Genomic DNA, 19,574 nt, shown 5'->3' with positions numbered 1-19,574 from the left:
TTTGAGGTTCTTTTGTTGCTATAATTTTCAAAAATTCAGCGCGTTTTTCTTCGTTTCTTTCTTTGTATCCATATGTCTTTTTTTGCGTGTGAGTCCAATTTTTTTAAGAGCTCGATGAATTGTTTGTCTACTAATATTGCCCCAGCATCTCTGACTGAGTTTTGCCACCTTGCTCATTTGCAAATTCGGCAAATGCATTCCAGTCGGTAATTTTATGCCACGCTTCCAGGCTTTTTTGACTGAAAATCTCCCGTTTTCTCACGTCTTTTCTTCCACTCATATAAAGTTGTTTTTCCGATCTTAAATCTCTTGGCAACAGTTTCTCCACTCTCTCCTTCATCCAATGCTTCCATTACCTTTTTTCTTAAGTCATAACTATATGCTACTGGCATCCTTACCTTCCACTACTATAAAACCTTATTTTCCTCGTTTGGACTATTATGAGAAGGGCTATACTTTTGTTTTGAGGATCGTAGCAAAGCGCACAAACTTGCTTTATATGTAAGAGAAATTGATAGCGTTGCATCCTCGATAAAAGACGAGGATCTGTTAAATCACTTTGATCAATTTTTTACCATAACTGAAGTAAGCAATAAGAATAGTAGAAATGAGCTAATTAATCGCGCAAGAATATATAGAACAATAAGTGAAAAACCTAAAAATGAAATACAAAGTTTTTTAGCTAATCAAAAAGAGAGTCTTTCGTATGAAATAACGTCACCTAAAATTGATAATTTTTTACCACATGTTAATGCAGTAACTGTTTAGGTTAGCAAAAGTTCAATACGTATAGCTAAGTCTTTGCAATATCAATAATTTCATTGTGTACATGATTATCACTTTTTTTTTCAATTCCAGTAATAACATTACATCTATTAGATTCTTTTATAGCTATTTCTTGAAATCCTTTTCGAATTTTATGATAGAAATCAATGCTCATTTCTTCATACTTATTTTTATCCTTTGCTCTGCTGAGTCCAACTTGAACATCAATATCTAAAATAAATGTGATATCTGGATATTTAATTTCCACTAATTTGTGTAAGTCTCTTATTAGACTCAAGTCAACACCTAGTCCATACCCTTGATACGCAATAGTTGAATCGATAAATCGATCACAAACAACTGTCTTTCCCTCTTTAAGAGCTGGCAATATTAATTTTTTCATATGTTCGTGCCTCATCGAGATAAGCAGCAAGAGTTCAGAAATAGGATCAATATTATCCTTAAGTAGTAATCCTCTTATTTTTTCTGCAAAATCAGTACCACCTGGTTCTCTAGTCAATACGACATTATTTTCACCGTGAATTTGCTTGAAATAATTTGCAAGTAACTCAGACTGTGTTGTTTTACCAGAACCATCTATTCCTTCGAAGGTTATGAACATAAATTTTATAATTACAATGCTAAATGCAAACAGTGTACATAGAAACCATTTGACATTTAAGCAATAAGATCATAAATTATGGTATACAATTCTCTATGAGCTATGGTTACGCTAGACACTCCTAAGATAGATTTAGACTTTACTGCAAAGAATTTCAATCTCCTGGGAGTGGATAACAAATATTATACATTAAGTGACTGCTATGGGGAAAATGGTCTCATTGTAATGTTTATATGCAATCACTGTCCTTACGTTCAATCAATTATTAGCAATCTAGTAAGCGATGTTAATTTGTTGAAAAAAGATTATCAGGTAAACACCGTTGCAATCATGCCAAATGATGTAAATGAGTACCCAGAAGACTCCTTTGAAAACATGATTAATTTTGCCAAGGAAAATAAGTTTACATTTCCATATTTGATTGACAATAACCAAGAAGTAGCTAAAGAGTATGGTGCTGTTTGTACCCCTGATTTTTTTGGCTTTAATTCCAAACTAGCCCTCTGCTATCGCGGGCGTTTTAACAACACAAAAAAAGAGAAAGTTCAAAATTACGAAGTAGGAAGTAGTGATTTATTTCAAGCCATGAAATTTATTGCAGAAACTAGCAATCCTCCAGTTGACCAAAAATCAAGCATTGGTTGTTCAATAAAATGGTCTAATTCTACAGGTTAAATATTATGCACAGCGGCTCTCAGCATTTGTTTGATATTATAATTTTACTCTCTGCTGCTGTGTTTATAGTCATAGCGTTTTGGAAAATGAATATTAGCCCAGTACTTGGTTACTTTGTTGCAGGTGCATTGATTGGTTCTCATGGATTTAATCTGATACATTCAGTTGAAGTAATGGATAACTTTGCAGAGTTTGGCGTAGTTTTCCTATTGTTCATTATAGGTCTTGAATTGACATTTGAACGCCTTATCGCTATGCGTAGGCATGTGTTTGGGTTTGGTTCCCTTCAAGTTATAGTTACCATGATAGCAATATGGTGCATTGCTCTTGCCTTTGGAGTAAATACAAACATGGCAGCAGTTATTGGTGGTGGACTTGCACTATCCTCAACAGCAATAGTGTTGCAGGTTCTGCAAGAAAAGGGTTCTCAAGCAAGCCAAGTTGGTAGATTGTCAATAGCAGTGCTACTAATGCAGGACTTTGCAGTGGTACCTCTAATAGTACTAGTGCCCCTGCTTACTGGCAATTCTGAACACAGCTTAATAAGCTCGTTGGCAGGCTCATTAGTGCAAGCAGCTATTGCATTGGTGTTGATATTTGTAACTGGTAGGTTATTACTGAGGCCATTGTTTTCGGTTATTGCCAAAATGGAGAGTAATGAAATCTTTATATCAACAACACTTCTGATAATATTAGGATCAGCATTTATTACTGAACAATTTCATTTATCAATGGCATTAGGCGCATTTGTTGCTGGGTTACTAGTTGCAGAAACAGAACACAGGAATTCGGTAGAACATGCAGTATTGCCATTTAAAGACTTATTTCTTGGTTTATTCTTTATGACTGTTGGCATGTCTATTGATATTGACCTTTTACTCAATAAGTTACCACTCGTTACTTTATTATCAATTATCCTTATCGCTTTAAAGACGTCCATTATATATACATTGTGTAGATTTTTTGGATTTAGAAGTGCACCTGCAATACAAGCTGGATTACTGCTTGCACAAGGCGGTGAATTTGCATTTATTTTATTCCGTTTAGCAGATGAATTAGATGTACTATCAAGTGAAATCGCTCAAGTGCTTATGATGGTAACTACAGTAACTATGGCTTTTACTCCTCCTTTATCGGGAATTGGAGACTGGATAGCAAATTCATTTAGCACTGAAAAAATAATACTAGACGATGAAGCAATCGAAACAGACACACAAGACCTTTATAATCACGTAATAGTTGCTGGGTTTGGTAGAGTGGGATATATGGTAACAAAAATGCTTACTGCAGAGCATTTAAGTTATGTTGTTGTAGATATTCAATCAAAAATAGTAAAAGAAGGAAAAAATGACAGTTTTCCTATATATCTTGGAGATGCTACAAGATATGAAATTTTAAAATCAGTAGGAATAGAAAGAGCTCAAGCTCTTGTGGTTTCGATAAAGAACGAAGTTACTATAAAGAAAATAGTTTCTCTAGTTGCAGCAAATTTTCCGCATGTAAATATTATAATACGTTTGCCAGATTTGAATAATGTGGAGGTTTATAAAGATCTAGGGGCTAGTAAAATTATTCCCGAAACATCTGAAATTGGATTGCAGCTAGGTGGAGCAGCATTAAGTTTAAGTGGAATTAGCGAAAGTGGAGTTACATCTTTAAAAGGTAAATTTAGAAAAGGCAACTACAGTATGTTAAAAGAACTTGGTAATGATAAAGATGAATAGCCCTATATCACTTTAATTAGTGACCAGAAAAAACACATTTAATTAAGCAACTATACTCTCTAGAAAGGTGAAAAATTGACCTTATTGTAACTATGAACAAAATAATCATAAAAAAATTTGGTGGGACTTCACTAACTGACTTAAATCGAGTTGCAAACCTGATAAAAAATGATATTGAGAAAGGTTGTAATGTAATCGCTGTTGTATCTGCTGCTGCAGGATTCACTGACCAAATGGCTTTTCAAGCTAGGCAAATTTCAAATTTAAATTGTAGACAAGAGTTATCAGAGTATGATGTTCTCCTTTCAGCAGGAGAACAGATCTCTTGCGCATTATTAGCTATCACTCTTCAATCTATCGGAGTTAATGCTAAATCATGGCTCGCCTGGCAGTTACCAATTCTAACGGATAATTTTTATTCTGAGTCTAAAATAAAAAAGATAAAAATTGACCATGTAAAAAGATCTTTTGCTGAGGGTTATACTGCTGCAATCATTGCTGGTTTTCAGGGTATATACGATGATAGAATCACTACTTTTGGTAGAGGAGGATCTGACATCTCAGCAATTGCCTTTGCTGTAGTCTTTGGTATTAGGACTTGTGAAATTTTTACTGATATTGACGGAATATATACAGCAGACCCAAAAATTGTTCCAAGGGCACGCAAGCTTAAATCTATCTCTTACAATGAAATATTGGAGATGTCGTCATCTGGTGCTAAAATATTGCATAATCGTTCAGTACAACTTGCAATGAAGCATAATATTAAGGTGCAAGTGTTATCCACTTTTGAGGAAGTAGAAGGCACTACAGTACTACACGAAAAAGATGTACTGGAAAGATACTTAATTACTGGAATAACTTATAGCACTCACGAAGCTCTTGTAACTTTTACTAACTTTGCAAATACTCTGGATACTTTAAGAGATATAGCAGGAGCAAACGTTAAAGTTGACATGATACATGGGTCAAGCTTTTTGATTTCTAAATTTGATGTTGATTTAATGAAAAAGTTATTGAACAAAAATGAAAATTATGTCGCAAACAATAATATAGCTAAAATTTCAATAATTGGTATTGGTGTTATGTCTAACACTGAAGTGATGTACCGCACACTCAAGGTTTTAAGCGAAAAAAAGATAGAAATACTTGCTGTCACAATGTCCGAAATCAAGATCAGTATAGTTGTTCAAAAAAAACACGCTGAGGCTTTAATTAGAGATTTACATACCGAATATGAGCTTGATGTATGACAGCACGCTTGAAATTTATTTACTTGATAATTCAAAAAACTTGAAAGAGCAAAGATAGTTATTGAAATTATCTTGATTTACATCGGTTATCCAAGTTTGACATTGAATGCTTAACACCTCCTCCATTAACACCTTTCTGTAATCTTTATCCAGATGCGACATTATATCGTCAAGCAGAAGAAGAGGTGCTTTATTGTAATGAATACACCTTGCTTTTACACTAGATAAGATGATAGAAAGCAGTAATAGCTTTTGCTCTCCAGTAGAACAAAGATTTATTGGCATGTCCCCTTTTTGGCAAAAAACCCAAAAATTATCATTATGTACAGAAAAGGTTACTCTACCAGTTAATGAGTCTTTTTCTCTGTTTTCCTTTAGACGATTCTGAAAATATTCTGCAGTATCGTTCAAAGTTAGCTGACTGCTAAATTTCAAACTTGCCTTTGGAAAAAACTCACAAGAATGGTTATCAATTGTGTCTTGTAATATCTTTAAAACAGATGATCGCATACGTAAAATATCAATTGCATTGGTAGCCATGACGTTTTCAAGACTAGAGAGCCAACTTTCGTCCAAAATATTCTCTCTAAGCAATTTACTTCGCTCATGCTTAGCTTTTCTATATTTCATGTAGCAATAGGTGTAATTTTCTTCAAATAGTGAAACTATACGGTCTAAAAATTTTAACCTGTCGCTTGGAGAATTAAGAAGAATATAGTCCATTTGTGGAATTAGCCATATTACATTAGATATTCTATACAAAGATGAGTAGCTTGACTGCGTTTTCCCATCAATTTGTATTAATTTCTTATTAAGATTCTTTCCTATACCAATTGAGTTAAGCTCTGCTCCATTGAAAAAATCATAATACACTACCCAACTTTCATTACTGCGCCTATTTTGCATCTCATTGATTTTTGCTTTTTTCATTCCGTTGCTTTTAGCAAGCAATGAGATTGCTTCAAGTATATTAGTTTTTCCAATACCATTTTTGCCAGTTACTACAACTGGTCTATCATCTAAATCCAGTTCAAAGTTTGAATGACTACGAAAGTTATATAATTTCAGTTTTTTTATATAGCAATGGGTAGTCATTCTTTAATTTATATTCTCCTTACTTCTTCTAGAACCTCATCAACATGTCTACTAACTTTTACGTTTTTCCAGATCTTCACTACTTTACCTTTTTTATCTATTAAAAAAGTAGTGCGCTCTATTCCCATATACTTTTTGCCAAACATGCTTTTTTCTACCCAAACACCATATTTTTCCAACATTTCAGCATTTTCATCAGAAACTAAAGAAAATGGCAAAGAATATTTTGCTTTGAAGTTAGCGTGGCACTTAACGCTATCTTTTGATACACCAATTATCACTATGTCAAGAGAAGAGAAATTTTCTATTTTGTCTCTAAAGCCTTTTGCCTCCATTGTACAGCCCGGAGTATCGTCTTTAGGATAAAAATAAAGGACTACATTTTTTTTATCAAAAAATTCACTCAGCGATAAAATTTCGCCAGAATCTGTTGGCAAACTAAAATCAGGTGCATTATTTCCTACTGTTAATTCCATACTTTGCTCCATTATTAACACTTTTATGGTAATATAGTATATTGTAATAGGAAGGGAGGATAAATGAAAGTAGCTTTTCAAATGGATGAAAATATAAATTTTGAAACTGATACTACATTTGCATTAATAAAAGAAGCGCAGAGGAGAAAGCACGAAATTTTTGTCTATGTTCCTAATAATCTAGCACTCAAGTTAAATCATTCAATTGCTCTTGCTCAGAAAGTCAGCGTTGATGATTTTGGTTTTACTTCTAAAGAAGATGTAACTATAGATTTGAATGAAATGGATATCATACTTATCAGGCAGGACCCACCTTTTGATATGCGGTACATTACAACAACCTATATCTTAGAAAAGACTACTGCGTTAGTAATAAATAATCCAACAGAAATAAGAAACTGTCCTGAAAAATTAATTACTTCACTATTTCCAGAGCTAATTCCTCCAACTTTGATCACTGAAAATATATCGATGATTAGAAATTTTTGTCACGACTATCAGGATATCATCTTGAAACCACTATATAGCTATGGAGGAAATGACGTAATAAGAATACAAGACCAAAATAGCATTCAAGTGGTAGTCGATCTCATGATTGCAAAATATGAATGTCCTGTAATTGCACAAGCATTTTGTAAAAAGATAAATACAGATAAAAGAATACTGCTACTGGATGGAAAGCCAATAGGAGTAATGAAGCGAGTTCCAAAGTCTAGCGGAGAAATCAGAACAAATATGAGGCTTGGAGCAAGTTTTGAATCTATTGAAATGAATGATAGAGACACTGAAATATGCAATAAAATTGGTCCTGAGCTAAAGAAAAGAGGGCTAATATTTGTTGGTATTGATATTATAGATGACTTCCTTCTTGAAATTAACACAACTTCGCCTACGGGAGTAGTTTATATCAATAAGTTGTATAGTAAATCACTAGAAAAAGAACTATGGGATGCATTTGAAGAAAAAGCAATTCGTCAACTAGGTTCTTGAGCTATTGCCTTAATAAATTCAGTAACTCCATTCCTTATTCTTGTTTTCTTAGTATTATTAGCCATATCACGCAATTTTTGACAATTTTGCAATAAATCAACTAGCAACTCTCCTAGATTCTTTTTCGCGTTACTATTTTGCTCAACCATTACAGCTGCTCCCGAATCTTCAATATGTTTTGCATTATAAAATTGATGGTTATCTTTTGAGTGAGGATAAGGAATATATACAGCAGGACGCTCAGCAAGAGTAATCTCTGCTATTGAAGTTGCCCCCGCTCTGCTAATTACCAAATGAGCATTGGCCAGTTTATTTTCCATATCATCGAAAAACTCACTTAACTCACAATCAATTCCTTCACTTTTGTATAGACTCTTGACCTTGTTTATATTTTTCTTCGTACATTGCTGCGTTACTCTAATCCTCTCTTTTACTTCAACAGGTAGATCACAAATTACGCTGCTCACTACATCATCAAAAAAATTTGCACCCTGACTGCCTGCTATTATTAACACGTTTAAAACTGTTTCAGCTCTAGAATAGCCTTGTGCTTCTATATCGACAAAATTTCCTGTAAAAACGCATTTACTACCTTCTGCATACTTAGTCTCTGGAAAGCTAGTTGCAATTAATTTTGCACTCTTGAAAAAGAATCTATTTACCCTCCCTAAAACTGTGTTTTGTTCATGTAAAACTATAGGTATAGAAAGAATCTTTGCTGCAAGAAGAGTTGGAAAAGAAGCGTAGCTACCAAAACCAATGATTAGCTTTGGTTTTAATTTTCTCGTTTGATACAGCGCTAATACACAACTATACATTAACAAAAAGAGAAACTTCAATTTGTTGCCACTTGGCTTGCACAATGGTAAAATATAACTTTCTATATTGATGGTTTTTTGATCATTGAATAATATACAATTGTGCCCTTGTACCTTTAGTGCTTTTGCTAATGTTATAGCTGGAAAAACATGCCCACCTGTACCGCCTGTTGCTAGAATAATAGTCATCTGTAAGTAGTAATTTGATAATAGATTGTTAATTATTTTTTAATAATTTGCATGTAAAATTTTATTAAGCTTTATGATAGTCGAGTTAAAAATGCCTAAAAGTAGTGACAGTAAAAAAGAATCTAACATAAAAAATAAGCCTCAAGAGCAAAGCAGAAGCGGAGGTTTATTAAAAAACATAATAAAAGCTCTTTTTAACTCAGTTGTTGATCTACCTCAGCAAGAACAACTCAATAAAAATATTGATAGACAACAAGGTTTAGACAGTAAAAGAAAAAGCCCAGAGGATCTTACTCAGGAAAAAAAGCTTGAAGTGAAAGAAGCAGCTGAAGGGTTAAAAGAAAAGTTAGAAAAATCTGATATTGGTAATCAATCTATTAGAATTGAATCGCCTAATCAGGATAATTGTAGCTCTAAAACAATGGATCGTTAGCTTAACTATTTAACGATTCATCATCTGCAGCAAGTACTGATTCGTGTATAATTTCCGAAATAGTTGGATGAGGAAAAATCGTAGATTTTATGTCGCAGTCTGTTCCCTCTAGTTGCTTTGCAAGAGCGAAATTGCTAATTAACTCTGTTACTTCCGCTCCTATCATGTGAGCTCCAAGAAGTTCGCCTGTTTTTTTGTCTATAATTGTTTTCACTAAACCTTCAGTTTCACTTAGTGCAATAGATTTACCATTAAAGTTGGAGTGAAATTTTCCTACTTTTATATCGTATCCACTTTTTATTGCCTGTTCCTCAGTAAGGCCAACGCTTGCTACTTGCGGATGAGAGTAAGTGCAATTTGGTATGCACTCTTTTTTTAACTTATGAGCATTTTTACCGGCAATTTTCTCAACACAGATTACAGCTTCATGACTTGCTTTATGCGCTAAACATGGGGGACCAGCTACATCACCTATTGCATACACACTTGATTCACTTGTTTCATACCACTCATTCGTTTCAATGAAACCAGAAGGACTCAACTTAATTTTTGTATTTTCTAAACCTATATTTTCAGTGTTTGCTTGCACGCCAACTGCAACAATCACCCTATCAAATTCTTTGCTCTCACCACTACTTAGTAACACTTGAGCAAAGTCTTTATTTTTAGTCAAAGCTTTTACGCTACTGTTTGTATATATTTTTATCCTTTGTTTTGTGAATATTTCTTGTGCTAAATTTGAAATATCTTTATCTTCCAGCGGCAAAATAGTGTCTTTTACTTCTATAATTGTTACATCAACTCCCAAAGTACTATAAAAACTTGCAAACTCTATTCCTATCGCACCAGAACCTATGATTAGTAGAGATTTTGGTAACTTCTTTGGAGTCATAGCGTGCTGCGCATTCCATATTAAATCTCCATCTACTTCGATTCCAGGAAGATTTCTTGCCCTTACACCTGTTGCTAAAATGATATGCTTAGAAGAAATTTCCTCCTCCTTCTTATCATTAAGAATTTTTACAACATAGTTACCTGCAAGTTTACCAAAGCCTTGATGAACTTTGATGTTATTTTTTTTCATCAAATACTCAACACCACTTGATAGCTTATCAACAACGTTCCTTGAATATTTCACTATTGATTGTATATCAAAACTTGTATCCTTTACTTTTATGCCAAATTCTTCTGATCTTCTTATTAATCTATAAACTTCAGACGCTCTAAGTAGCGATTTTGTTGGTATACATCCCCAATTTAAGCATATACCACCCAAATTTTCCTCCTTTTCAACAATTGCAGTTTTAAGTCCAAGCTGCGCCGCTCTAATTGCTGCTATATAACCACCAGGACCGCTGCCTATAACTGTAATATCATACTCATTCATCAGTTTTCTTCGTATGCAAAAGACTATATATAACAGATGGAACCCGCATGATCAATGCTCAGGTGCATAGAAGCGGCTTGACAAACCTTCCCACTTTTCTTCTTATATCAATAAGAGTATTTATCCTTATTTTTAATCTCCGCGGGTTTAACAACAAAACTCAGATATTTATTGGCAGATTACATAAAAATTATAGCGGCTGCATGTTTTTTAAATTTTTTCTACTTCAGCCAAAACACGCTTGTTAGCACATTATCAATTTACATTATTAAAACTCGCTATATAGGGATTCTTTTGCCTTTTTTTACTTAGTAAATTTATTAATATTTATAGCTAAAGCTTCAGGCCAGCACTTGATGCTGAAATCTTTACTACAAATAAGCATATTGAGCACAAAATTATGCTAAAATACAACGTTTTTGGTGAGACTATGGACAAACTAAATCCCAGTATCTGGGCACTGGGATGACAAGAAATAGGCTGCTTTCATAACAATGAAAGGTTATTTGGATGATAGCTGCACTTCCAGTTTCAGCTACTCGGATGACAAGAAAGAGGGCACTGGCATGCTGAACCATAATGTTCGTACAGCTGTGCAAGAATCAGTGGGTGTGACTTGCCAAATTTTTAAATTACGGACAGCACCAAGTAACGCACAAGTACAGCGTCTATACCAGTTACTGTTGTACCTTATTTCTTTCTCCACAATACATTTTACCTGATAAGAATAGAGCTACTATAAGATAAATAAGATTCCATGTTGCTAACGAAACACCAAAAATATAATGAGGTCTGTCACAAGACGGAGAGTAGTTAGGGTTTAATAGATTATTTCTTAGCTCTTCTATGCTAACGTTACCACTTGCTTGCTCTGTACAGCCTAAAACATCATGAAATAAGTGGAGTTCAAGACCTACATGATAAAAAGATATTATTGCACCAATGAGATAGCTGCAAAACATCGCATAGATTAGGATTTTGTTGTCTTTGAACATGTACGCAACTGCAAGTAGCCCTGTAACATAGTAAACTACTCGCTCGTATATGCATAACTTGCATGGTAGCATATTGAAGAAATACTCTAGCACATATGCAAAAATCAGAGCAGCGGCACTTGACAGCAAAAAGATTGTAGAACTGTTATTTATATCTGACATAATTAACGAATTACCACAACAACCGAAAAAGTCAACTTTTGTTTAATAATGTTCTATATAATTATAAAGCGACACATATCACTCTATAACTTTTTTATCTAGCCTCTATGCATGTATTCACAGCTAGATACTGATTTAGTTTGCATACTAGTTACAACCCTAGTATCACTATCTATTCTTGCAATCTCTTCTTTAGTATACAATTCATCCTTGTTTTTCGTCCAGCTATTGTCATATTGAATATCAACTTCTCCTCCATTGGTTTTAAACCCAAATGTTTCTTTTATAAGCAATCTTTTCTCTTCTTGTAATCTATTAAGATGTTCGCTAAGACTTGTATAATCAGAAGTAGGAAGAACCTCATTAATAGGACTGTTATATACAATATTTTCCATTAGTGTATAAATGTGATGCGGTGATGATCGGAGAGTAGGATAATACTTTTGAAATCTATGCTTTATCTCATTATAAAATTCCGTAACCTTTACTTTACCAGCATCACTTACAGCAACTATAGCATTCTCAATATTTGTTATACCGTCATAGTCGTGACCTGTCTTGTCATTTTCAGCAACCAAAAAGCCCTGGCTAGCCTGAATCTCACCAAGTTTTTTGTCTTCCTTAGGTAAAATATCAAAATCAAAATAGATCATAGGAGATTTCAATACCAACAACATAAATATACGCATACTGTCTATCTCAACACCAAAAGATAATCTTTTACTTTCTGGAATAGAGTATAGATCTTTGAAATATTGAGATACAGTGTATAAAGGACATTTAGATAGTTCTGTTTTCTTATCTGTTTGTAAGTGAAAGCTAAATTCATACTCTCCTAAATCCAGCTCATTAAAGTCTATAAGCTCTATGTTTTTGTTTGGGTTAAACTCTCGTTTAATATTTTATTCTCCAACTCTTTACGTTGCGTAGGAGTAAAACCAGATCCATTTATTACTAACTTCACTACACGCGTATCTTCTCTTTTTGCCCATTCGCTCAATCTCTCCAAATATTTTTCTGGGATCGGATATCCATATCGCCTTGGAAGCCACTGAAATACTAAAGGTGTATCAACCGTGAAAGTATGTGGAGATCCAGGCCTTAAATCTTGTCCTTTATAATTCATAGCAAAAGCACTAAATAAGTTATTATTTTACTATATAATATTAACTTATCAACTACTTATTTAAGTAATATTGTTTATTTGTTAACAATATTAATAAGATAAAAAACTATATTATTAATAAAACAAGATTACCTACTTTACATAGGGATTCTTATTCTTTTTCAAAAGCAATCTGACTGGTACGCCTTCAACAAAGAAGTTTTTTCTAAGACCATTAGTCAAATAACGTTTATAACTCTCATCAACACTTTCCGGGACGTTGCATACCAAAGAAAAAGCTGGAGGTTTGGTGCCAATTTGAGCAATATACTTCATTTTAATTGCTCTACCTTTTATAAGTGGGTGAGAATGTTTTTCCACGGCATCTATTAGCCACTTATTCAGTTTTGCAGTGCTGATCTTCTTGTTCAAGGATTCACTTACTTCAAGACACTTATCTATCACATCACCGCAGCGCATACCTTTCAACGCAGAAATTGTTACAGTTGGCACTTCCAAAAATAACCGAGTCACTTCCTGTTGTTTGACAAATTTTATTAACTTACTTCTGTCATCCTTACCTATTAAATCCCACTTATTTAAAACAATGATAATTCCCTTCCCGCCTTTAATCGCAGCTTCAGCAATTGATAAATCCTGCTGCTCAATGCCAAGCAGAGAGTCTAGCATTAAAACTACCACATGAGAGCGCTTTATTGACTCCATGCTTTTTTCAACGAATCTTGATTCTAAGTTGTCAACAACATTTGCCTTTCTGCGGATTCCTGCAGTATCGATGAGAGTGATTAATTTTCCATTATGGTCGTATGAGATATCCACAGAGTCACGCGTGGTACCAGGTTTTGAGCTTACTATTAGTCTATTTTCTGCAAGTAAACTGTTTAAAAAAGTTGATTTTCCAACGTTTGGGCGACCGATGATCGCAATCCTCAGTCTAATGGACTCACTTTCAGGCAGCTCAGTTTTTTTGTTAAAATCTTCAATAACACCAGCTAATACATCATAAAGATCAATCATACCAAGATTATGTTCGGCTGAGATGTACACCGGACCTATGAAGTTGAAGAACTGCAAATAATCAACATTTTCCGATTTATGACTTTCGCATTTGTTTGCTATTAGTATTACAGGTTTGTTCGTTTTTCTCTTCAGCCACTTTGCAAACTCTTTGTTCTGCTCGTTTTGCACTTTTGCATCAACAAGAAAAAAAATTACATCTGCGCTTAATAAAGAAAACTCTATTTGTTCAATAACTTGTAGTGAAAAACTGGTTTGGTCATTCCATCCTCCTGTATCTATAACTTTAAACTCTAAATCACTAATTCTTCCAATTCCTTCACGCCTATCTCTCGTTACTCCTGGAATGTCACTAACTACCGCTGCTTTTCTTCTTACTAGCCTATTAAATAGAGTTGACTTGCCTGCATTTGGAAGGCCTATTATGACTATTTTCAGCATAGTTTAAGAGCGTATTTTATACATAGTAAATTATAATCAAAATTTTTTAGTTTAACTATTGACTTGATAGATTATATACCCATCCTAAAATTAGGATATTTTATCTTAAGTTTATTATGTAAAATTGGAGGCGCTATGCATAATGCAAATGAAACTTTAATAATGAATTTCGATCAAGTTTCTCAATTAACTCCTAAAATTTATAAATTAGGGACACCTTATAACAACAGGACACGTATATATAACTATATAACTTTAGCTAAAGCATTGGAGAATCTCAATGATCCATCCCGGTCACATGAAAATAAGGAGCTTTTTTTGAGTGACAATGATGAAGAAACTAAGAAATTTCTGAGTGTAATTCGAAAAGGAATTGCTGAATATACAGGTAATGATTCTGTAGATGTGAGGTTGAGAGGAAAAGAAGATAAATCATTTACTGCATGGGTATCGTTAAAAGAAGGCAGAGGTGAGTTAAAATTTGATAACTCATTTCCTGGTAAAGCCTTAAAGGATAGTAATCCAAAAATTGGAGCTTTTACATTGGTATCTCCAGAAGATAAAGGTTGGTGCGTGTTTCACAAAGTGATGATGGTGTAAGGCTTTATCACATACTAAATGAGTCTTGTATAATTAAATTTAACTGGAAAGTGGGTGATAGAGATTGCAGTATTGCTTTAAATATTAGTGAAAATGGTAACGTATTTTGTACTGATTTAAGTGATAATATAAGTCCTGAGGACTTCGAGGAAAACAAAGCTGTAAAAATAAATTGGCTATTATGAGAATAAGAAGATGGATAAATATAATGACATGACTCTAGCAAAATTGGTCTCATTGGCTTCAAACTTACAAGGAATTGAAAGAGAAGTTATAACAATTAATCCATCAACAGGTGTAACAAGTGCAAGTGCACAGAATGTTAGTGAGTCTCAGCATTCTCAAAATATTAAATAGAAATTGCTAGCGCATTAATTATCGTACACATACACCGTTGCATGCAGCAACGGTGTATGTGTATAATCAATAGGATTTGTAAGCTCAATAAAGTTTACAACCAATTTGAAAGTTATTTTACTACATGCAAGACTCTGAAATACTAGAAACTCTAAAGATCAAAACATTAGAAGCCGAAAAAGGAGGAGGTCCTGATAGAGTTAACAAGCAACATGAAAAAGGAAAGCTAACCGCTAGAGAAAGGCTGAGTATATTGCTCGATGAAAATTCATTTCAAGAGTATGATAAGTTTGTGAAGCATCACGCAACTGATTTTGGCATGCAAAATGCTGATTTTTTAGGTGATGGAGTTATAATTGGCCATGGTACTATTTATGGCAGAAAAGTTTTTGTTTATTCTCAGGATTTCACTGTCTTTGGTGGATCACTTGGTGCATCACATGCAAAAAAAATATGCAAAATTATGGATATGGCAATTAATGCCAGAATTCCAATTATCGGACTAAACGATTCTGGTGGAGCCAGAATCCAAGAAGGAGTAAATTCCCTTGCTGGTTACGGAGAAATTTTTCAAAGGAATGTAAATGCATCAGGCGTTATACCACAAATCTCTCTAATCATGGGCCCATGTGCTGGCGGTGCAGTTTACTCTCCAGCGCTAACCGATTTTATTTTCATGGTAAAAAATAGCTCATATATGTTTATAACCGGACCAGATGTAGTGAAAAAAGTTACATACGAGAACGTAAGCCACGAAGATCTCGGTGGAGCAAAAATTCATACGAGCAAAACAGGAGTAGCAGATTTTGCATTCAATAATGAAGTTGAAATGCTACTAGAAATGCGAAAATTCTTCACCTTTTTGCCAGCAAATAATCAAGAGTTGCCAAAAACTGTACCAATCTGCGACTTAATTGATGATGTTGATGAATCTTTGAACACTCTAGTTCCTAGTAATCCTAATACTCCTTATGATATGTATGAACTCATTGAAAAGGTGTGTGATGAAAGGAAATTTTTTGAACTAAAACCCGATTTTGCTCGTAACATCATAATTGGCTTTGGCAGAATTGGAGGAAATACTATTGGTGTTGTTGCAAATCAACCTATGCACCTTGCAGGATGCTTGGATATTGACTCTTCAAGAAAAGCTGCAAGGTTTGTAAGATTTTGTGACGCATTTAACATTCCCATCATCACACTTATTGATGTTCCAGGGTTTTTACCTGGCACGAATCAAGAATACAATAATATAATACAACACGGAGCGAAACTGCTTTACGCTTACGCTGAAGCGACCGCGCCGAAAATTAGCCTTATCACTAGAAAAGCGTATGGTGGTGCATATATTGTTATGAACTCAAAGCATTTAAAAGGTGATATAAATTATGCTTGGCCAACCGCTGAGATAGCTGTAATGGGCCCTGAAAGTGCAGTTGAAATTATATTTAGGCATGAAAAAGAACAGCAAACGTTAATCAAAGAATATAAAGAGAAATTTGCTAATCCATTTTTTGCTGCATCACATGGATACATTGATGACATTATAGTGCCAAGTAAAACAAGGCATCACTTTCACAAAGCATTAGAGCTACTTAAAAACAAGAAAGTAGAAAGAATATGGAAGAAGCATGATAATCTTCCTTTGTAACTTTCCTCTCAGTCTTTATTGTAAGGTCTACAGTGCCGTTACACCAAGACTAGCGCTTGGATTACCAATAACGCTAACTTTTGGGTTCCTTTTTTCTATAATATATTCTTATAGCTAAAAAATTACTTCCGCATATTCTAAATCTGATTATAATGACAATTAGAGATACTTTTAGAGCTCAAAAATTTATCTTTGTCTGCAGACTTTTTTTTATTAAACAATCAAACTCATAAAAAAATGTAGCGTATTCTCTTCAGCGTATGTGGGTGCATACACACATACTTAATTTCTGTCGTATGTGCATTGCATTTTTTTCTAATCTTTTTTTTCAAAGGAGGATTTTATGTCCAGAATTCCAGATATTTGACGTTTACTTTAGCTAATAAAAACCAACTGGTACCTGCGGTTTTTATAGCCTCAAAATTTCAATCAAAATTCAACTATCATTCAAAGAAACTTATAGTTATTCTTAGTGTTATTACTGTAGTAACAGCGCTATGATGATAAGAATATACAATCCTTTGTAACTTTCTTCTCAGTCTTTATTATAAGGTGTTCAATAATATGGGAAGAGTAAAGTTTTAAAGAGATAATTAAAATTATCCTTATCACCTACTTAGCAATAAATTATATTTGCTTAATCGTGATTACTTACACTTCTTCAATGTCCTGTTTTATTTATGGCAAATATTAAGCTTAAAAACGTACACAGTTTATTCAATTATATTGTTTGCTTTTTCCTTATATACATTCAGTATACGCACTCTGCTATTGCTTTAGATAACTCTTCATCAAATTTGAAAAATTACCTAATTTTCTACCTTTTAGAAAACCTTTTGATAATATAGAAAAAATTATTAGAACTGACAATTTTAGAAGTTTTGATCTTGATAAAAGAAATAAGCTTTATACCAAGGCTCATAATAGTATCAGTCTTGTAAATATTACTAATAAAATTATCTTAGCTCAAGACAACTTATTCACACTAAAAAGCAAGCCGTATGATATAGTACTTGTTGACAATCCTAACCTTAGTAAAACTACGGGTGTTGCAGAAAAAGATTATATAATTGTTGAAGGAGACTTTAAGAAAAATACCAAAAATTATACTAGAGTGATATCACATGAATTAATTCACAGATATATAGGACATATAACAGAGCAAGACAACGATAAGAAAATGAAATAAAATATAAGTGGTTTTTTGAAGGATTTACGGAATTTTATGGAGTGAAAACCTTACTTGACACAAAACTTATTGATAAAGATGAGTACTTAGAAATAATTAATATTACTTTAAAAGAATATTGTAATTCTTTAATACCTGATATTGATTTCGAAAAAATAAATCAAAATCATTTACTTGATCAAAACATAAGCATGTTGAGCTATAACAAAGGTTTTATTCTTGCAATGATAATTGATGAGAAATTAAATGAGGTTAGTAATGGAAGGTATAACTTATTGACTACTATAAATAGTATAATAAGTGAAATAACTTCAAAGCAAGTTAATTTTAATGTTGACTTATTTGCAAGTCATTTAAAACATTACTTACCAGAGTCTTTTATAAAAGACATCATAGCCTCTATAAGAGATTCTAGCATACTTCTCAGTTTGTTACCTAGTAGATTACTCAATAAAAATTTAACTTTCCAAGATACTGATAAGTATAGTGATATATGCTTTAACTTAACCAGAAGTCTAGAGCTACAAAAAATACGTGGGGTTAAATTAGGTAGTGATTGCCATAATATGGGACTCAAGAATGGTCAAGAACTAAAGTGTTATAGTATTGACTTTAATAGTGGTAATATTAAGTTAAAAGTCCTTGAAAACAAGATACCGAAAGTTATACATTTGAAAGCCAACAAAATAACGAGTAGCACTCCAATATATAAATAGCTCAAATAAATGCTTGACAAAAGCTATAGTAAACCTAGAGTTTGCTATTTTAAAGCAAAATAATTATGGTAAACAATAAAGAAAAACAAGTGGATTTATTATTAGAGCGTCTTAGCGTTAATATTGGTCAAGTTAGTAGTAGTATTATACTTAAAAGAATAGAGAAACTTTCAGGTAATTTTTATGGTAGAAATAATCACAGTAGCCATTGTCAGTTTGATAGAGATGGTGGAGGACATGGTAATATATGCTGGGCAGATAAGATTACAGAAGACTTAAGTAAAATTAATAGCGGAAAGGGCAAGGAAGTGTCCAGGTAATTTCCACGATAGAAGTAATTACTTTAAGCACAATAGTTACTGTCAATTTGAATGTGAGGTATGTTAGTGAAGGCTGGTGTTATACTTAAAACTATAGAAAGGTGTAATATTAATTGCACCCACTGCTATTATTTTAATAAAGCTGACCAATCGTGGCGCAATCGAAAGCCTCATATATCGATGGAAATGATTGATAAGTTCAATGATCTTATTTCTCAAGGAGAACATGTGTCCCTCATAAATTTGTCGAATATAACATCAGCAATACTAGTTGGGCTAAGTTCTTATCAGATAAATTTTTTAATAACTTTTTGAGTGATATGGAAAACAGGCCTGACGATTGTAAGCAGTGTTGTTATGAAAATATTTGTGGTGGGGGAAGTTATGGTAACAGGTTTAACCCTGCCAACGTAAGTTTTAATAATCCTCCAGTATATTGCGAGGGATTTTTGGCAAAGGATTATACAATTTCTTTTAATGCATGGATTTTCTAAAGAAAAATTACGGCAGGTATTATTGAATAGTATAGCCCTTCTCATAATAGTCCAAACGAGGAAAATAAGGTTTTATAGT

Annotated in this window: 21 protein-coding genes and 1 pseudogene; 12 read left to right on the top strand and 10 right to left on the bottom strand. The window is 33.4% G+C overall.

What is annotated here, in order from left to right:
* A pseudogene (locus OUY_RS03725) lies at positions 1-392 on the bottom strand (helix-turn-helix domain-containing protein); the annotation flags it as partial.
* A 401-nt stretch (positions 393-793) separates the two neighbouring features.
* Entirely contained in the window at positions 794-1,387 is a 594-nt protein-coding gene (tmk, locus tag OUY_RS03715) for a dTMP kinase (protein ID WP_139686727.1), read from the bottom strand.
* A 102-nt stretch (positions 1,388-1,489) separates the two neighbouring features.
* Here tmk and OUY_RS03710 point away from each other — a divergent pair, with 102 nt between their 5' ends.
* The 3 genes from OUY_RS03710 to OUY_RS03700 all read left to right on the top strand — a co-directional run bounded on the left by OUY_RS03710 (position 1,490) and on the right by OUY_RS03700 (position 5,039).
* A complete protein-coding gene (locus OUY_RS03710) occupies positions 1,490-2,062 on the top strand; it encodes a thioredoxin family protein (protein ID WP_139686726.1) in 573 nt (190 codons plus the stop codon).
* Between the two features lie 5 nt (positions 2,063-2,067).
* Positions 2,068-3,786, top strand: coding sequence for a monovalent cation:proton antiporter-2 (CPA2) family protein (locus OUY_RS03705; protein WP_139686725.1), 1,719 nt, complete (start codon positions 2,068-2,070; stop codon positions 3,784-3,786).
* A gap of 92 nt (positions 3,787-3,878) precedes the next feature.
* On the top strand, positions 3,879-5,039 hold the full coding sequence (locus OUY_RS03700) for an aspartate kinase (protein WP_139686724.1): 1,161 nt from the start codon (positions 3,879-3,881) through the stop codon (positions 5,037-5,039).
* A gap of 15 nt (positions 5,040-5,054) precedes the next feature.
* Here the strand turns inward: OUY_RS03700 and recF are convergent, their stop codons facing one another.
* Both recF and bcp read right to left on the bottom strand, forming a co-directional pair.
* Entirely contained in the window at positions 5,055-6,134 is a 1,080-nt protein-coding gene (gene recF, locus OUY_RS03695; RefSeq protein WP_007302298.1) for a DNA replication/repair protein RecF, read from the bottom strand.
* A gap of 8 nt (positions 6,135-6,142) precedes the next feature.
* The gene (gene bcp, locus OUY_RS03690) at positions 6,143-6,610 is read right to left on the bottom strand and encodes a thioredoxin-dependent thiol peroxidase (protein WP_139686723.1); all 468 of its coding nucleotides are present in this window, start codon (positions 6,608-6,610) and stop codon (positions 6,143-6,145) included.
* 63 nt (positions 6,611-6,673) lie between these two features.
* Between bcp and gshB the strand changes: the two genes are divergently transcribed.
* Complete coding sequence (gene gshB, locus OUY_RS03685) at positions 6,674-7,600, top strand: glutathione synthase (RefSeq protein WP_139686722.1); 927 nt, start codon at positions 6,674-6,676, stop codon at positions 7,598-7,600.
* Here the strand turns inward: gshB and OUY_RS03680 are convergent.
* Positions 7,585-8,607, bottom strand: a complete 1,023-nt coding sequence (locus OUY_RS03680) for a UDP-N-acetylglucosamine--N-acetylmuramyl-(pentapeptide) pyrophosphoryl-undecaprenol N-acetylglucosamine transferase (RefSeq protein WP_139686721.1) — start codon at positions 8,605-8,607, stop codon at positions 7,585-7,587. The genes gshB and OUY_RS03680 overlap by 16 nt on opposite strands.
* A gap of 73 nt (positions 8,608-8,680) precedes the next feature.
* On the opposite strand from OUY_RS03680, the gene OUY_RS03675 reads away from it, so the two are divergent.
* On the top strand, positions 8,681-9,040 hold the full coding sequence (locus OUY_RS03675) for a hypothetical protein (RefSeq protein WP_139686720.1): 360 nt from the start codon (positions 8,681-8,683) through the stop codon (positions 9,038-9,040).
* A 1-nt stretch (position 9,041) separates the two neighbouring features.
* Here the strand turns inward: OUY_RS03675 and lpdA are convergent, their stop codons facing one another.
* The 5 genes from lpdA to der form a co-directional block, all read right to left on the bottom strand.
* Entirely contained in the window at positions 9,042-10,427 is a 1,386-nt protein-coding gene (gene lpdA / locus OUY_RS03670; protein WP_139686719.1) for a dihydrolipoyl dehydrogenase, read from the bottom strand.
* A 677-nt stretch (positions 10,428-11,104) separates the two neighbouring features.
* Entirely contained in the window at positions 11,105-11,584 is a 480-nt protein-coding gene (locus OUY_RS03665) for a disulfide bond formation protein B (protein WP_010403761.1), read from the bottom strand.
* Between the two features lie 98 nt (positions 11,585-11,682).
* Entirely contained in the window at positions 11,683-12,237 is a 555-nt protein-coding gene (locus OUY_RS03660) for a hypothetical protein (RefSeq protein WP_246038685.1), read from the bottom strand.
* A gap of 212 nt (positions 12,238-12,449) precedes the next feature.
* Positions 12,450-12,710 (bottom strand): hypothetical protein, encoded by a 261-nt coding sequence (locus OUY_RS06465; protein WP_246038683.1) that lies wholly within the window; start codon positions 12,708-12,710, stop codon positions 12,450-12,452.
* Positions 12,711-12,842: 132 nt separating this feature from the next.
* Positions 12,843-14,168: a ribosome biogenesis GTPase Der gene (gene der, locus OUY_RS03650; RefSeq protein ID WP_010403736.1), complete on the bottom strand. Its 1,326-nt coding sequence runs from the start codon at positions 14,166-14,168 to the stop codon at positions 12,843-12,845.
* Positions 14,169-14,330: 162 nt separating this feature from the next.
* On the opposite strand from der, the gene OUY_RS06460 reads away from it, so the two are divergent.
* From OUY_RS06460 to OUY_RS03620, 7 genes are all read left to right on the top strand, one after another.
* Positions 14,331-14,768, top strand: a complete 438-nt coding sequence (locus tag OUY_RS06460; protein WP_246038681.1) for a hypothetical protein — start codon at positions 14,331-14,333, stop codon at positions 14,766-14,768.
* Positions 14,738-14,953 carry a hypothetical protein gene (locus OUY_RS06455; RefSeq protein WP_246038679.1) on the top strand — a complete coding sequence of 72 codons (216 nt, stop codon included), beginning with the start codon at positions 14,738-14,740 and terminating at the stop codon, positions 14,951-14,953. Before OUY_RS06460 ends, OUY_RS06455 begins: the two co-directional genes overlap by 31 nt.
* Before the next feature lie 10 nt (positions 14,954-14,963).
* A complete protein-coding gene (locus tag OUY_RS06450) occupies positions 14,964-15,125 on the top strand; it encodes a hypothetical protein (protein ID WP_007302286.1) in 162 nt (53 codons plus the stop codon).
* A gap of 124 nt (positions 15,126-15,249) precedes the next feature.
* Positions 15,250-16,776, top strand: coding sequence for an acyl-CoA carboxylase subunit beta (locus tag OUY_RS03640; RefSeq protein ID WP_139686718.1), 1,527 nt, complete (start codon positions 15,250-15,252; stop codon positions 16,774-16,776).
* A 1,230-nt stretch (positions 16,777-18,006) separates the two neighbouring features.
* On the top strand, positions 18,007-18,681 hold the full coding sequence (locus tag OUY_RS03630; protein ID WP_246038677.1) for a peptidase M61: 675 nt from the start codon (positions 18,007-18,009) through the stop codon (positions 18,679-18,681).
* Between the two features lie 65 nt (positions 18,682-18,746).
* Entirely contained in the window at positions 18,747-19,001 is a 255-nt protein-coding gene (locus tag OUY_RS03625) for a hypothetical protein (protein ID WP_139686717.1), read from the top strand.
* Positions 19,002-19,321: 320 nt separating this feature from the next.
* Positions 19,322-19,495, top strand: coding sequence for a hypothetical protein (locus OUY_RS03620; protein ID WP_179949527.1), 174 nt, complete (start codon positions 19,322-19,324; stop codon positions 19,493-19,495).
* Positions 19,496-19,574 lie beyond the last annotated feature (79 nt).

Origin of the sequence: Wolbachia endosymbiont of Leptopilina clavipes, from assembly GCF_006334525.1 — a bacterium.
Taxonomy (GTDB): domain Bacteria; phylum Pseudomonadota; class Alphaproteobacteria; order Rickettsiales; family Anaplasmataceae; genus Wolbachia.
This window is presented reverse-complemented; position numbering and strand designations above follow the sequence as displayed.

Bases quoted from the DNA above. Each gene is read 5' to 3' on its own strand.
- tmk (WP_139686727.1), bottom strand. From the start codon at position 1,387: ATGTTCATAACCTTCGAAGGAATAGATGGTTCTGGTAAAACAACACAG.
- OUY_RS03710 (WP_139686726.1), top strand. From the start codon at position 1,490: ATGGTTACGCTAGACACTCCTAAGATAGATTTAGACTTTACTGCAAAG.
- OUY_RS03705 (WP_139686725.1), top strand. From the start codon at position 2,068: ATGCACAGCGGCTCTCAGCATTTGTTTGATATTATAATTTTACTCTCT.
- OUY_RS03700 (WP_139686724.1), top strand. From the start codon at position 3,879: ATGAACAAAATAATCATAAAAAAATTTGGTGGGACTTCACTAACTGAC.
- recF (WP_007302298.1), bottom strand. From the start codon at position 6,134: ATGACTACCCATTGCTATATAAAAAAACTGAAATTATATAACTTTCGT.
- bcp (WP_139686723.1), bottom strand. From the start codon at position 6,610: ATGGAATTAACAGTAGGAAATAATGCACCTGATTTTAGTTTGCCAACA.
- gshB (WP_139686722.1), top strand. From the start codon at position 6,674: ATGAAAGTAGCTTTTCAAATGGATGAAAATATAAATTTTGAAACTGAT.
- OUY_RS03680 (WP_139686721.1), bottom strand. From the start codon at position 8,607: ATGACTATTATTCTAGCAACAGGCGGTACAGGTGGGCATGTTTTTCCA.
- OUY_RS03675 (WP_139686720.1), top strand. From the start codon at position 8,681: ATGATAGTCGAGTTAAAAATGCCTAAAAGTAGTGACAGTAAAAAAGAA.
- lpdA (WP_139686719.1), bottom strand. From the start codon at position 10,427: ATGAATGAGTATGATATTACAGTTATAGGCAGCGGTCCTGGTGGTTAT.
- OUY_RS03665 (WP_010403761.1), bottom strand. From the start codon at position 11,584: ATGTCAGATATAAATAACAGTTCTACAATCTTTTTGCTGTCAAGTGCC.
- OUY_RS03660 (WP_246038685.1), bottom strand. From the start codon at position 12,237: ATGATCTATTTTGATTTTGATATTTTACCTAAGGAAGACAAAAAACTT.
- OUY_RS06465 (WP_246038683.1), bottom strand. From the start codon at position 12,710: ATGAATTATAAAGGACAAGATTTAAGGCCTGGATCTCCACATACTTTC.
- der (WP_010403736.1), bottom strand. From the start codon at position 14,168: ATGCTGAAAATAGTCATAATAGGCCTTCCAAATGCAGGCAAGTCAACT.
- OUY_RS06460 (WP_246038681.1), top strand. From the start codon at position 14,331: ATGAATTTCGATCAAGTTTCTCAATTAACTCCTAAAATTTATAAATTA.
- OUY_RS06450 (WP_007302286.1), top strand. From the start codon at position 14,964: ATGGATAAATATAATGACATGACTCTAGCAAAATTGGTCTCATTGGCT.
- OUY_RS03640 (WP_139686718.1), top strand. From the start codon at position 15,250: ATGCAAGACTCTGAAATACTAGAAACTCTAAAGATCAAAACATTAGAA.
- OUY_RS03625 (WP_139686717.1), top strand. From the start codon at position 18,747: ATGGTAAACAATAAAGAAAAACAAGTGGATTTATTATTAGAGCGTCTT.
- OUY_RS03620 (WP_179949527.1), top strand. From the start codon at position 19,322: ATGGAAAACAGGCCTGACGATTGTAAGCAGTGTTGTTATGAAAATATT.